Source organism: Alteromonas sp. ASW11-130, from assembly GCF_026183735.1.
Taxonomy (GTDB): Bacteria; Pseudomonadota; Gammaproteobacteria; order Enterobacterales; family Alteromonadaceae; genus Alteromonas.
Genome location: NZ_JAPFRE010000027.1, coordinates 235,431 through 250,263, shown reverse-complemented (window position 1 = coordinate 250,263; position 14,833 = coordinate 235,431). Strand labels below are relative to the sequence as shown.

The window sequence follows — 14,833 nt, the reverse complement described above, 5'->3', positions numbered from 1 at the left end:
ATAAGTAACTTAAGTAGGCCTAGAGCATACCCGTTAACGGTATGTTAAACAAAGTGCATACGATTTCATAAGACGTTGGCGCTCCCCCCACCTAAATGGCCGATCATGCCGCCTTTCGTTGTTTCGAAGATTGCTTTTTGACCGCCACCGCAGGTAATGGGTGATAAATCGCGCCAAAATTGGGAACGTCCTGAAGCTCCCTTAGAATACTGCGTTGGAATTTTTGTAAGGCAGGTGAAACCTGGCTAACAAAGTCCTCGGGAGATATAAGAAATGCTGCGCGTTTCCCATGGTAATTGACTTCATGTCCCAGTTGGTGAAATCGCACGCCCAAAAACTTAAGACTTCGGGCTAAACGTGGCTCCATCATCATATAGCCGTTATCGATGTCGCGTAAAATACATATGGTGGCAGCAAAAAAATACAGCGCCAGAGATAAATAGGGAAAATTTCGGTTTAATTGTTTATCCATCTGCCCGTCTTTATGATTTGGCGTACCACCTATGGGAGAAAGCTGTTTATCAGCGGCGCGGCGTCGAAACCTTTTGGGAATGGCTAAACGAGATACCTCACAAATAGAATGTCGAGGAAATTTACTGGGGCTATGTTCAGCAAGACGAATAGCTTCGGGACAGCTGCTCTCTATAGGTAAAAGCTGCCCGGCATGTTGGGGCATGACAAGACGAATGGTACCCGCGCATTCTCCTGTCGCGCGATGTTTAATATAGCAACTCAGCGAGTATTCATCGAACTCATCAAATTCCATTTTTGACTTTGTTTTCTCTTCGAAGCCTAATTCTTCGCAATAGACCTCATGGCGGGCTTTAAAGCAGGTTTTTACATCGTCTTCTTCACTGGCGACGACCAAACTAAAGTGTTCAAAAAAATGTGAAGCTACAGCATCAATGGTTTTATTAACTTTATACTTTACAACCGGCTTTACAACTCGATTTAGGCCGGGTACGTGTTTAAATTTTCTAAGCGCGTTCAGCAAGCGTCTTTTCACACGAACTCCCCTATAATAATAGTTATATGCATAAATCCATATTTTACCTTCATACATCCACTACAGATCGCTAGGGATCCGCCACTGCTATCGGCCATACACCCCACGATCTCCCATGTAGTGTAAATAGTCCTAACTCTGGATCGACCATTTAGACTGGAATTAGTTCACCAAGTAAGGCAGTTTAAAGTTACTTTCTAAAGGCGGTTTCGGATCAAATATATGGCAAGATAGACAGCGTTGTATCAGCGGGATCGCGATGGGCTTGACATAATATCGCTAATAGCGCTTTATGCTGGAGGAAGGCATTGGTTGGATTAGATTTTCTGATTATTGTTCCTGTCTCTACCTTGTAAAATTATCGCTTGATTGAATGGTTCGTTAAGTTTCACTAGCCTGTCATAGAGCACAACATTCACAGTTGCTGCCAAATTCATGCAATGTCTCGTTGGGATATAAACCACATCATCACACCAATTAAGCGTATTTTTTTTCAAAGAGCCATCTTCTGGGCCTAGAACATAGAAAGCGTTTGGAGGATGTTGGAATTTAATGAGAGATTCAGCGCCTTCGACTAACTCTACTGCTATTGTTCTCGCTCCTTTAGGAACAAATGGCCTTAGATCGTCGACGCCTACCGTAGGTATCTTTTTGTAGAAATCTTGCGTGTCTGCGTGAAACTCCTTGGCATAACGATATCGTTGCCCCGTATAGAATACACTGCTGGCGCCATAACACCCAGCAGCGCGTAACACTGAGGCCACATTAACCGCAGATTTGGGATTTACTAAACCGATACTGAACGTATGCGTGTTATGCATATTATACCTTTAATAAAAGGGCGATACTGAAATCGCCCTGTTTTATTTTATGCGTAAATAGGAGATTGAATCTTTGATTTTACCAAATCCGCGAGCTTGTGCTCGGTAATCAGATTTTTTGCATTCTCTATGTCAGGCGCGAAGTAACGATCTTTGTCGTAGAACGCTACCTTGCTTCTTAGCAACGAATGAACCTGCTGGAGAGGCTCGCTGGTTTTGCGTGGAGAACGAAAATCTATCCCCTGCCCTGCAGCTAACCATTCGATCGCTAAAATACCTGCAACATTCTCAAAAATATCTTTTAAGCGCCGCCCCGCGAAAGTCGCCATGGATACGTGATCTTCCTGATTTGCAGAGGTAGGCAATGAGTCGATTGAAGCAGGATGTGCGTAGGTTTTATTTTCACTCGCTAAAGCCGCACTCGTCACCTGGGCAATCATGAACCCAGAATTAACGCCACCGTTTTCCACTAGGAACGGGGGTAATCCACTCAAGTTTGAGTCAATCAGCAAGGCCATTCGGCGTTCGGATAATGAACCAATTTCAGAAAGCGCGATAGCCAGCATGTCGGAGGTCATGGCGATGATCTCTGCATGGAAATTGCCCCCAGATAAAATGTCTTGCTGCTCAGCAAACACTAACGGATTATCTGAAACGCCATTCGCTTCTGCAATCAACGTATTCTGCGCGTATCGAATTTGCTGCAAACACGCCCCCATCACTTGAGGTTGACAACGAAGCGAATACGGGTCTTGTACTTTGGCGCAATCTTCGTGTGACTTTCCAATTTCTGACTCTTTAAGAACGTCTCGATACATTGAGGCCACGTCGCGTTGTGCTTGTTGCCCACGTACCATGTGGATACGATCGTCGAACGGCACGCGAGACCCTTGAGCAGCGTCTACACTTAACCCGCCAATTGCTATACCACATAACAGTGCGTTTTCAGTGTAAAAAAGACCTTCGAAAGCGAAAGCAGTAGAGGCCTGAGTACCATTGAGTAGGGCTAGCCCTTCCTTTGGAGCTAATGCAAGAGGGGTTAAATTCGCTTTTTTCAAACCTTCAGAAGCCGGTAGACGTTTACCGTCAATTATTACTTCACCCTCACCTAACAAAACTGCGCTCATATGTGCAAGCGGGGCCAGGTCTCCGGACGCACCGACAGAACCTTTCTGAGGAATGGCAGGCCAAACTTGGTGATTAAATAGTGTGATTAGCGCATCAATGACTTCCCTTCGTACACCCGAAAATCCGCGTGAAAGGGAATTAATTTTTAGCAGCATTAGCAACCGCACAGTAGACACCTGCATGAGGTCACCAATACCTGCAGCATGAGATAACACGATACTTTTTTGCAGTAATTCTAACTCTTCTTCTGCTATACGCGTATTGGCCAACAATCCAAAACCTGTATTTATGCCATATACGGTTCGACCTTGCTTTAATACATTTGAAACTGTTTGCTGTGCTTCATCTATCGCTGGATAAGCATCTTCTGACAACGAAAGAGTCTGGTGTTGACGGAAAAATTGATAACAGTCTGCAACTGTTAACTGGCCTGGTTTTAAAACAAAGGGAGTAGTCATATCTATTTCCTGTTAAGCATAGGTAAGTCGAGCTTATGTTTCTCGGCGCAGCTCTTAGCAATCTCATAACCTGCATCGGCATGACGCATAACCCCAGTGGCGGGATCGTTATGCAATACACGCGCAATTCTTGCGTCTGCGTCCTCACTACCGTCACAAACAATGACCACGCCGGAATGTTGGCTAAAGCCCATCCCTACCCCACCCCCGTGGTGTAAGCTTACCCACGTGGCGCCGCCAGCTGTATTTAATAGTGCATTCAAGAGCGGCCAATCCGAGACTGCATCGGAGCCATCCAACATCGACTCAGTTTCTCGGTTGGGGGAAGCCACCGAGCCAGAATCAAGATGGTCACGACCTATCACTACAGGTGCTTTTAGTTCACCATTACGAACCATTTCATTAAACGCTAACCCCAGCTTTTGGCGTTCTCCCAGCCCGACCCAACATATTCTGGCCGGTAAGCCCTGAAATTGAATTCGCTCTCGTGCCATATCCAACCAATTATGTAAATGTGGATTATCTGGAATGAGTTCTTTTACTTTTGCATCTGTTTTATATATATCTTCCGGATCGCCAGACAACGCTACCCAACGGAACGGACCAATCCCCTGACAAAATAAAGGACGAATATAAGCAGGCACAAAACCCGGAAAATCAAACGCGTTACTAACCCCTTCTTCTAATGCCATTTGACGAATATTGTTGCCGTAATCTAATGTTGCTGCGCCGCGCTCCTGCATGGTAAGCATCGCGTTCACTTGCAAGGCCATAGATTGTTTTGCTTTTTTAACCACTTTTTGGGGTTCTGATTTACGAGTGGAAACAGCCTGGTCTAATGACCAGCCTTTCGGTAAATAGCCATTAAGTGGGTCATGTGCACTGGTCTGGTCGGTTACAACATCTGCGATGACGTTGCGCGCAACGAGTTCAGGAAAAACATCTGCAGCATTACCAAGTAATCCAACGGATACCGCTTTACCAGATGATTTTGCTTCATCGATGATGGCTAGCGCATCGTCTAGTGTCTTCGCTTTTTTATCTACGTACCCGGTTTTAATACGAAAATCTATTCGGCTTTCATCTACTTCGACCGCAATCATTGAAAAGCCTGCCATCGTAGCCGCAAGTGGCTGCGCGCCCCCCATTCCACCTAAACCGCCGGTTAGAATCCAACGACCCTTCGCATTTCCCTCAAAATGGGTTTTAGCTACGCTGACAAACGTTTCATAGGTTCCCTGTACAATTCCCTGAGAACCAATATATATCCATGAGCCAGCCGTCATCTGGCCATACATCATCAAACCTTTCTTATCTAATTCGTTGAAGTGCTCCCAGTTAGCCCAATGAGGCACCAAATTTGAGTTGGCGATTAGTACACGCGGCGCATTTTTATGCGTGGGGAAAACGCCTACGGGTTTGCCCGACTGAACCAATAAGGTTTCGTTTTCTTCCAACCGTTTTAATACATCAACGATGGTATCAAAGGATTCCCAATCTCTTGCAGCGCGTCCTATACCTCCATAAACGACAAGCGAATCAGGATGTTCAGCCACATCAGGATCCAAGTTATTCATCAGCATGCGCAAAGGGGCTTCAGTAAGCCAGCTTTTGGCGTTAAGTTGTGTTCCTGTAGGTGCAGTAATAGTGCGGCTTGGATCGTGTCGTTTCATTTTATCTCCTTAGCGGTGGTGGTGAAATGCAAATGACCACCCAATCTGTATCGGTTGCCAGGATGCGTTAGCAAGGCAAAGCTTACTATTCCCTTGGCAGAAAATGTTCGTCGCTTTATTTGTAAACAAGGTTGGTGATAATCAATTTTCAGCAATGCTGCCTGCGCTGCAGAAGGTAAAATGGCTTCTACAGTATGGTCAGCCTCTGTTAGCGGTGCTACCCTCGACAAATACTCATGGGCAGTCAACTCATTCAAATTTTGGTCAATATAACCCGGCGCCCAAAGAGGATTCACGAATCTGTCTTCCAGCTGTACCGCATTGCCATTTTCGTAATGCACCACCTGAGTGCGGAACGCCGGACTGCCCTTTTCTAAACCAATCCATTGGCTTTGCTGAGCTGTGACTTCTGTTACCTTGTGAAGTAGAAGCTTATTTGTGTATTGGTGACCACGCGCCTCTATTTCGTGTTGGATGTTATTAATTGTCAGAATTGAGCTCATCGGTCTAGCATCGGCAACAAATGTTCCAATGCCTTGGCTTCGCGCCAGAATACCTTCTTCTACCAATTCGGAAACTGCCCGTCTCGCTGTCATTCTGCTAACAGCATAATCGTTTGCCAATTGATTTTCAGAAGCGACTTGTTCTCCCGCTGTAAGATCACCTGCTTCTATGCGTTCCAGCAATGCTGACTTTATCTGTAAATAGCGTGGGATCATTAGCTTAACAAACGGATTGAATCTGGTATTACCTTACTCAATTTAACTTGTATATACAAGTGTAGACAAGTAGACTTATTCGTTATTTTCGCCATCGAGTTTCGTTACTATGTCAACCACGCTGATAAAGAATGCACGTATAGCTTCCTCAAATGACAACCATGAATTTGTTCAACTCGATGCCACCGATATTTTGGTTGTCAATGGAAAAATTCAGGCTATCGGAAACGATTTGGTATGTGAGACAGCAGTCCGTGTAGATGCACACGAGCAATGGTGTTTGCCCGGATTTATTGATTGCCATACTCATTTAGTTTATGGAGGTAACAGGGCACAGGAGTTCTCTCTACGGCTTAAGGGGGTAAGCTATGAAACCATCAGCAAACAAGGTGGTGGCATAAAAAGTACAGTACGTGCGACCCGGGCACTTAACGAAGCCACGCTTCTTTCGCAAACACTTAGAAGAGCTAAGCGGCTTGCCGAAGAAGGGGTTACTACGGTAGAAATCAAGTCTGGTTACGGATTGGATAAAGACACCGAACTTCGAATGTTAGATGTGGCCCTAAAAGTCGGTGAACTAACCAACTTAAATATACAGCGTACATTTTTAGGTGCCCATGCCTTGCCGCCAGATAGCGAGGTGTCTGCGGAAGAATATATTGATTTTGTTTGCCAAACCATGATCCCATATGTAGCTGAGCATCAACTAGCAGACGCGGTAGATGTATTTTGTGAAAAAGTGGGATTCAATTTAGCCCAAACTGAACGGGTATTTATGGCTGCTAAGCAGTCTAATTTAAAAGTAAAAGGTCACGTTGAGCAATTAAGTGATAGTAAAGGTGCTGCGCTTGCAGCGAAATACAATGCTTTATCTGTCGATCATATTGAGTATCTGGCTGAAGAAGATATTCCGTTATTGGCCGATTCAGGTACCGTTGCCGTGCTGTTACCTGGCGCATTCTATTATTTAAAGGAGACCCAGCTCCCCCCTATTGACGCATTGAGAAAATATAATGTTCCTATTGCGATCTCTACCGATATGAATCCGGGTACTTCCCCCATAGCATCTTTACTTACCTGTGCCAATATGGCCTGTGTGTTGTTTGGGCTAACGACGGCAGAGGCATTAACAGGGATTACCGCTCACGCTGCCTTAGCGCTGGGATTGAAAAACAAAGGTCAAATTAAAACAGGTTATGATGCGGATATGTGTCTATGGGATATTGAATCACCCGAATCATTGGTTTATGAAATAAACGGATATCGCCCAACCGCAAAATGGATAGGAGGCAAGCGTGTCTTATAAAAATTTATGGCAAGGTAGGGTGGATGCCGAAGATGGTGAAGCTGGACTACGCTGGCATCAGGTAGTTAAATTTACTCAGCTGCCAAATTCATCCGACTCGATCACGCTAGTAGGTTATCCGAACGACCTAGGGGTAGCGGCTAACAAAGGACGCGTTGGCGCATCTGGGGGGCCTAACGCTATCAGACAATTTTTAGCCAGTTTGCCTTGGCACTTAAGAAGTGGATTAATAGATGCGGGTGACTCCCAAATCTTTGATGAATTGCCCCGTACTCAGGCAGCATTCGCCTCCAAAGTGAATAAAGCATTAGAAAACAGTAAGGTTGTTTTGGGCTTGGGCGGCGGTCACGATATTGCCTGGGCTAGCTATATGGGTTTAGCCCAATACTCGCAGAAACGCATTGGTATTATTAACTTTGATGCACATTTAGATTTACGCAAACCTTCCCCCGATACATCATCAGGTACACCCTTTCGGCAAATTGCAGAACACTGCGAGAATAATGAATTAAGGTTTAATTATGCGTGTTTAGGTGTTTCTAAAGCGGCCAATACTCAGGCACTCTTCAACTATGCAGCTAAGACACGAACGCGAATGCTATCCGATGTTGACTTTAACTTAGTCAACGCGCAAAAAGTCATAACACCTTTGCTTAAAGAAATTGACGAACTTTATGTAACAGTATGCATGGATGCTTTTCCTATTTCATTGTGTCCAGGTGTGAGTGCCCCCTCCGCACTGGGAATTGATCCTGCTGAAACAATCAATATTATCCAATGGCTAAGCAAAGCGTGTATCGAACAAAATGTGACGTGGAAACTAAGCGACATAGCAGAACTAAATCCCAGTTTAGATACTGATAATAAGACGGCGAGATTTGCCGCACGAATAGCCTTTGAATTAGTTAGCGCGATGAATAATTGACTGCGCTATTGTAGTTAAACAGATCGTTAAACATTTGTGTGATAACGTAACTGTTTGCTGTTTCAGCGACGTATTGTGTAAACCTGTGGGGAAAGAGCCTATGGTAAATCAGAAATGGTCTCATATAGTGCAACGTGTTTCATATATACAAATTCGTGACAAACGCTTTACTTCGTTACGTCACTTCAGTGCAGGCTTCACGCTTGTAAACCTTTGAGGATGACTACAAATTTGTACTGAGTAGCAACATTTATTGCAGCTGCTCCCTAAAGCGCAAAAATTTAATAACTCTGGTTTATGACGATTTTCGCGTACTAAATTACTTTTCTCCATAATTTTACCCATCTCGCATCATTCTGACTAAATAATCCGCCCTGACCTATTCTTAACTTGCAGTAAACGTTAGATGGCTAGTCCAGACTCCTATATGAACGAATCCGCTGCGCTTTCTAACTGAAGCCCCCCATAGCAGATAACCTCTCTTTTCCCAATTCGGGCGGTGTCGTAATTGGTTGTGCACTACTCAACTTCGTTCCATTTTACCCTCGTCGCGCTTAGAGTAACTGGCGCCTAAATAGATTAAAAGCGTTCGCTGACGGCGCACCTATTTTCGCAAATGTAGTTCGGCCTATTGGCAGATACTTTGTAAATGCAAAAATTATAATGTTTATTTTTCGTTGACCTTTTGTAAATGGAAGATTAAATTGTAAGCGCTCTCATACATACATTAGGTCTACTTACGTTGTCCAATCTAAACAATAAAAATGTAAGCGCTTTCTTATTGCGATAAAGGAATGACTATGCTTAAAAATGTGATAAACAAATTGTTTACAGCACTGTTTATAAGCGGTCTCACGATACATGCGAATGCTGCATCGATACTAAATGGTGATTTTGAAACCTGCGATTTTACTGGCTGGAACTTGGCCAGCACAGATAACCCTATCCCGACGGGCGATTTCACTATGTCGAATACACCAAATGGGTGTGCAGCGACAGTTAAGATAGATGCCTCGCTTGCTATTGCAAATATCCTTTACCAGGAAGTTGATTTTTCCGTAGCGGCAGATTCCGCGCTGAGACTAACACTAGACTTTTCGGTTGATACCACCCAGCCAAGATTAGACATAGGCACCGCCGACTACTTTGACATTTATTTTAACGATGGCGCAGGCAACCTTTACGATCACACCGGCGAATTAGGCGGTATGTATAACTCAATGGATATCACTGGCGCTGATTCATTTAGACATTCTTTTAGGTTAGACGAAATGTTTAACAATCACACGGGTTGGTTCTTAGAGTTTCAAATTAATTCAAACTTTGATGAGCTCGCTTCATCGATAACTATTAACGAAGTCCAATTATTTGACGTATCAAATGTCGACACTCCCCCTACGCTTCCGCTGCTTTTATCAGGGCTGTTGCTATTAGGTGTTATAAATAAATCAAACTGGGAAAAAAGAAATGAAATCTAGATTCACCGTTTTAGCATCCTCTGTGGCATTCACATTACTTACTATACCCCCTACGTATGCTGGGTGGGAAACTGTTGCCCAGCCATTTACCATTAAGCAGAGTAGACAAGCATTCGACCGAGTCAATCGACAATTCAATGTGATTGTTAAGCTGACGAATGATTCTGAAGAAGTCCTCGAAGGACCTCTTCGCTTGCTGGTAGATAATGCAACTTTACAGCTTGCTACGCCATCTGGCATAACCGAGACCAATGTCCCTTACGTTCTGCTCGACACAAGTTCCATTGCACCCGGCGAAACAGTTTCACAGGTTTTAAAGTTTGAATTCAACCGCGGGCGCCTTAAATTTAATCTTTCCGTCCAGCAAGAACTTCAAGATAGCCTTTGGGAGTTGGTTTGGCACGACGAATTCGACGGCAACGCCATCGACGAAACAAAATGGAGTTTTGAGGAAAACTGTTGGGGAGGGGGAAATAACGAACAACAATGTTATACCTCCCGGGGCGACAACGCTTTTGTAGAGAATGGACGATTAACTATTTTAGCGAAAAAAGAAACCTTCACCGGACCCGACAATCCAGAAGGTAATCTTGACAGTCAAACTACCCTACCCTATACGTCTGCGCGATTAAGAACTATCGGAAAAGGTGACTGGACATACGGTCGATTCGAAATAAGCGCCAAATTACCAGAAGGTCAAGGTACCTGGCCTGCTATCTGGATGCTACCTACCGATTGGGTATACGGGGGATGGGCGGCCTCTGGTGAAATAGATATTATGGAAGCGGTAAATTTAAGTACGCCCACAGATGAAGCTGGTGCAGAGAGCGGTGAAATAGAAAGAAGAACACACGGAACCTTGCATTACGGCAGAGAATGGCCTGGTAATGTCTATTCAGGTTCGTCTTATAAATTACCAGATGGAATCAATCCAGCGGATGGATTTCACGAATATGCTGTTGAGTGGGAACAAGATGAAATACGCTGGTATGTTGATGATATTCATTTTGCTACGCAGCGGTCAGATGGCTGGTACAGCCAATTTCAAGACGAGACTGGTCAGTGGCAAAACGGCGAAGCAGACGCACCATTTAATCAACGATTCCACATGTTGCTAAACTTGGCTGTCGGCGGGTCCTGGGCGGCTAATACTAATAACGGTGGTATCGATGAAACAGCCTTTCCCCAAACGCTTGAAGTCGACTATGTGAGGGTCTATGAGTGTTCAGTTAATCCTTCAAATGGCCAAGGCTGCGCTACTATAGGCGATAGTCCGGTTATTGTGGAGGGGCATCAGCCCCCAGTTATCTCTGAACCCGAAGAAAATTTAGGCGCTGGTCCCAGATTTGACCTGTTTACGGACGAGCTAACAGAGGGGCTATCTTATGGATCTTATAACCCCAACGTATCAGTCAGTTCTTCTGTTGTAGCCGAAGCCGGTCGCGGAAATATATTATTAATAGAGCAGACGGGCAATATAGGTAACCTGTATTTTAATGCCGATCCTGCTATTAATTTGTCACATTACGCTGAATTTGGGCATATCAAACTTGACGTAAAACGTATAAGTGGCGCAGCAGACAGTCCTACTCTGATTAAAATAGATAGTGGATGGCCAGCAGTGGGAGATGCTTCGCTTGAACTCCCATTAGATAGTGAATGGCACACCATGTCGTTTGCAGTCAGTAGACTTATAGAAAATGGGAATCGTTATGCTTCTGGATATACAGTAGATATGAATAGCGTGGTTAATCCATTTGTAATTGAGTCCAGTGCCCCAGTAACATTAGCATTAGACAATATTCGGTATGAGTATGATTTGGCAGGGCTAACTGAGGCTGTTATTTATGATGATTCACTACACGCCCCGTTTACAGTAAGTAAATACGTAGCCAACGGAAGTGTCGATATTGCTGAGATTGATGTGGGGGGGACTCACGGTAACGTGCATCAATTCAGCTTTAATACAGATGAATCGGTGGTTTACTTTCAAACGCTCCCAAATTCAGCGGGCGTTACCACAAAACTTGATGTCAGCAATTTTGATACGTTGGTATTTGATTTACTCGTCACGCATGACCCGCGAGAAGATCGTCGGTTTATGGTGAAAATGGATTGTGGTCATCCGTGTAGTTCAAATGACTACCCTATCGTCCCACCAGTTATCGGGGAGTGGACTACTTATCAAATCAGGCTCAGTGATTTAGTCAGCAATACTGGGTCGTCGCTTGACTTAACAAAAGTCGATACGCCCCTGGTTATCTTTCCGGCTTGGGGAAATCAATCGGGCGTGGTTATGCACGTCGATAATGTAAAATTGGTAGGAGACGGCGACGATACCAATAATGCGCCGACAAAAATAATGGTGAATGACGCATTAACCCTTTTCGATGAAAGCCTTAATACTCACTGGGATCTATGGGATTGCTGCGCCAACGCCTCGCTTGCTATTTTGAGTGATGATGTCATGGGTAATGTTATCAATGTAGATTTCTTTGGTCCCGAGCCAACTGTTTCAGGTTTATCCGCAAACTTACCCCATGATGTGAGTGCAGTATCTGCTGGAACGCTTTCATTTGATTTAAGGTTGATGAATCCGCCTGCTGATCCTTCAACACTTATGTTGCTCAAGGTAGAGGCTACGGACGGTAGTTCTGCGCAGTTCCCACTTCATGAAGGCCTCGATGGGGAACCGTTAAATGTAAATATTTGGCAATCGTACTCATTCGATATTGCAACATTAGCATCTGCTGGTCTGAACATTTCAAAGCTAAAGTATATAATGGTTTTTCCTGAATGGGGGAAAGCAACTGGCACAGTTTACCAACTCGATAATATTAACATTACCCCTTAGTATATCTGGGGCAGCATCGTAAGCTGCCCTCTCTCGGGCTTTACTATTTATATTTGTTACTGAGACACTCATTCATTGGCGGCGATTATTATATATATCCAGGGACTTAATTCTAAGCCTTTGTATAGACGCGTACTTTACCCAAGCGAAATGCGGTAGATGAATGCAGTATTTTGGATAGATTTTGAATGATGAAGAGTGTTTTTTAAGTCTTGGATTTGGGGGAGCCAACCCTCTATCGAAAGAAAAAATACGAGTAGGAATTTCATAGGGAGACTAATAATCAACCGTTTGTCGACCCTTATGAAGATTATTGAAAAAGACATTTTGACTTTCCACCACAAAAAAGCCCGCAATAGAAGCGGGCTTTTCCTTAAGGTCTACTTTACCAGCCAGTAGCTTCGCGTAATGCTTTGCCAATGTCAGCTAAGGAGCGAACAGTTTTAACGCCCGCGGCTTCCAAAGCTTTAAATTTCTCATCGGCAGTGCCCTTTCCACCGGCAATGATGGCGCCAGCGTGGCCCATACGTTTACCAGGAGGTGCAGTAACCCCAGCGATATAAGAAACAACAGGTTTTGTAACATTTTCTTTAATGAAAGTCGCAGCTTCTTCTTCTGCTGTACCGCCGATTTCACCAATCATTACAATTGCTTCTGTTGCAGGGTCTTCTTGGAACAACTTCAAAATATCGATGAAGTTCGAACCAGGAATAGGATCGCCACCGATACCTACACAAGTTGATTGACCAAAGCCTTCGTCAGTAGTTTGCTTAACAGCTTCATAAGTCAACGTACCTGAGCGTGAAACGATACCCACTTTTCCAGGCTTGTGAATATGTCCCGGCATGATACCAATCTTACACTCCCCCGGGGTAATGACACCAGGACAGTTGGGTCCAATCATCCGAACGCCTTTAGCATTTACATATTCTTTAACATAAAGCATATCAAGCGTCGGAATGCCTTCAGTAATACATACGATTAGCTCAATACCCGCGTCGGCAGCTTCAACAATTGAATCTTTACAGAAAGCTGCAGGTACATAAATGACAGATGCAGTAGCGCCAGTGGCTTCTACCGCTTCTTTTACAGTATTGAATACAGGAAGACCTAAATGCTCCGACCCACCTTTGCCTGGGGTTACCCCACCAACCATCTGTGTACCATAATCAATAGCTTGCTCAGAGTGGAATGTACCTTGACCACCGGTGAAGCCCTGACAAATAACTTTAGTATTTTTATCGATTAAAACTGACATTATTTGCCCTCCGCTGCTGCAACGACTTTCTGTGCTGCATCTGTTAACGATTCAGCTGCAATAATATCCAGACCTGAGTTAGCTAATACTTCACGGCCTTTTTCAGCATTTGTACCTTCAAGACGCACTACCACAGGAACGTTAACTCCAACTTCTTTAACCGCACCGATGATGCCTTCTGCTATCATGTCACAACGTACAATGCCACCGAAGATATTAACCAGAACAGCCTTTACATTGTCATCTGATAAGATAATCTTAAATGCTTCTGCAACACGTTCTTTAGTCGCGCCACCACCTACATCGAGGAAGTTAGCTGGTTTTCCACCGTGCAGGTTAACAATGTCCATTGTACCCATTGCAAGGCCGGCACCATTTACCATGCAGCCTACGTTGCCGTCTAATGCTACATAGTTAAGCTCCCACTGGGCAGCATGCGCTTCGCGCGAATCTTCTTGAGAAGGATCATGCATGTCTTTAACTTTCGGTTGACGATAAAGCGCGTTGCTATCAATCGCTACCTTGGCATCTAAACAATGTAAATTATCATCTGCCTTAATTACTAACGGGTTGATTTCAATTAACGCAACATCAAGCTCTTCAAACATCTTAGCCAGACCGAGGAAGATTTGCGTAAATTGTTTAATCTGAACGCCTTCAAGACCTAGTTTAAATGCCATTTGTCGTGCCTGATAAGGCTGAGGACCAACAATAGGATCTATCTCAGCTTTTAAAATTTTCTCAGGCGTTTCTTCAGCAACGGTTTCAATTTCTACACCGCCCTCTGTTGAAGCCATGAAAACAACACGACGAGATGTACGGTCAACTACCGCACCCAAGTACAATTCGTTTTTAATATCTGTGCAGGATTCAACTAAAATTTTGCTTACTGGCTGACCTTTTTCGTCAGTCTGGAAAGTCACCAAATTTTTGCCTAACCATTTTTCAGCAAACTCACGAATGTCGCTCTTGTTTTTAACAAGTTTTACGCCGCCCGCTTTACCGCGACCGCCCGCGTGTACCTGGCACTTTACAACCCACTCATTACCGCCAATTCGATCAGCGGCTTCCATAGCTCCTTGCGGAGTATCTGCTGCGTATCCTTCAGAAACAGGCAAGCCGTATTCCTTGAATAACTGCTTACCTTGATATTCATGCAAATTCATGGTGTTTCTATCCGATTTTTATTAAGACAAAAGCCGCTTAC

At 44.2% G+C, this 14,833-nt stretch carries 11 protein-coding genes; 4 read left to right on the top strand and 7 right to left on the bottom strand.

The window, feature by feature from the left end:
• Nucleotides 1-103: 103 nt before the first annotated feature.
• The 5 genes from OPS28_RS10260 to hutC all read right to left on the bottom strand — a co-directional run bounded on the left by OPS28_RS10260 (nt 104) and on the right by hutC (nt 5,805).
• On the bottom strand, nt 104-1,006 hold the full coding sequence (locus tag OPS28_RS10260) for a PEP-CTERM/exosortase system-associated acyltransferase (protein WP_265609360.1): 903 nt from the start codon (nt 1,004-1,006) through the stop codon (nt 104-106).
• Between the two features lie 317 nt (nt 1,007-1,323).
• Nucleotides 1,324-1,827, bottom strand: coding sequence for an RNA methyltransferase (locus OPS28_RS10255; RefSeq protein ID WP_265609359.1), 504 nt, complete (start codon nt 1,825-1,827; stop codon nt 1,324-1,326).
• A 47-nt stretch (nt 1,828-1,874) separates the two neighbouring features.
• Nucleotides 1,875-3,413, bottom strand: a complete 1,539-nt coding sequence (hutH, locus tag OPS28_RS10250) for a histidine ammonia-lyase (RefSeq protein ID WP_265609358.1) — start codon at nt 3,411-3,413, stop codon at nt 1,875-1,877.
• 2 nt (nt 3,414-3,415) lie between these two features.
• The gene (gene hutU, locus OPS28_RS10245; protein WP_265609357.1) at nt 3,416-5,086 is read right to left on the bottom strand and encodes a urocanate hydratase; all 1,671 of its coding nucleotides are present in this window, start codon (nt 5,084-5,086) and stop codon (nt 3,416-3,418) included.
• Nucleotides 5,083-5,805, bottom strand: coding sequence for a histidine utilization repressor (gene hutC, locus OPS28_RS10240; protein ID WP_265609356.1), 723 nt, complete (start codon nt 5,803-5,805; stop codon nt 5,083-5,085). The genes hutU and hutC overlap by 4 nt, the downstream gene beginning before the upstream one ends.
• A gap of 109 nt (nt 5,806-5,914) precedes the next feature.
• Here hutC and hutI point away from each other — a divergent pair, with 109 nt between their 5' ends.
• The 4 genes from hutI (at nt 5,915) to OPS28_RS10220 (ending at nt 12,368) form a co-directional block, all read left to right on the top strand.
• Nucleotides 5,915-7,111, top strand: coding sequence for an imidazolonepropionase (gene hutI / locus OPS28_RS10235; RefSeq protein ID WP_265609355.1), 1,197 nt, complete (start codon nt 5,915-5,917; stop codon nt 7,109-7,111).
• Entirely contained in the window at nt 7,101-8,036 is a 936-nt protein-coding gene (hutG, locus tag OPS28_RS10230; protein WP_265609354.1) for a formimidoylglutamase, read from the top strand. The genes hutI and hutG overlap by 11 nt, the downstream gene beginning before the upstream one ends.
• Nucleotides 8,037-8,836: 800 nt before the next feature.
• Nucleotides 8,837-9,514, top strand: a complete 678-nt coding sequence (locus OPS28_RS10225) for a hypothetical protein (protein WP_265609353.1) — start codon at nt 8,837-8,839, stop codon at nt 9,512-9,514.
• Nucleotides 9,504-12,368 (top strand): glycoside hydrolase family 16 protein, encoded by a 2,865-nt coding sequence (locus tag OPS28_RS10220; protein WP_265609352.1) that lies wholly within the window; start codon nt 9,504-9,506, stop codon nt 12,366-12,368. Before OPS28_RS10225 ends, OPS28_RS10220 begins: the two co-directional genes overlap by 11 nt.
• Before the next feature lie 385 nt (nt 12,369-12,753).
• Here the strand turns inward: OPS28_RS10220 and sucD are convergent, their stop codons facing one another.
• Both sucD and sucC read right to left on the bottom strand, forming a co-directional pair.
• Entirely contained in the window at nt 12,754-13,626 is an 873-nt protein-coding gene (gene sucD / locus OPS28_RS10215) for a succinate--CoA ligase subunit alpha (RefSeq protein WP_265609351.1), read from the bottom strand.
• A complete protein-coding gene (gene sucC / locus OPS28_RS10210) occupies nt 13,626-14,792 on the bottom strand; it encodes an ADP-forming succinate--CoA ligase subunit beta (protein ID WP_265609350.1) in 1,167 nt (388 codons plus the stop codon). The genes sucD and sucC overlap by 1 nt, the downstream gene beginning before the upstream one ends.
• Nucleotides 14,793-14,833: the final 41 nt, after the last annotated feature.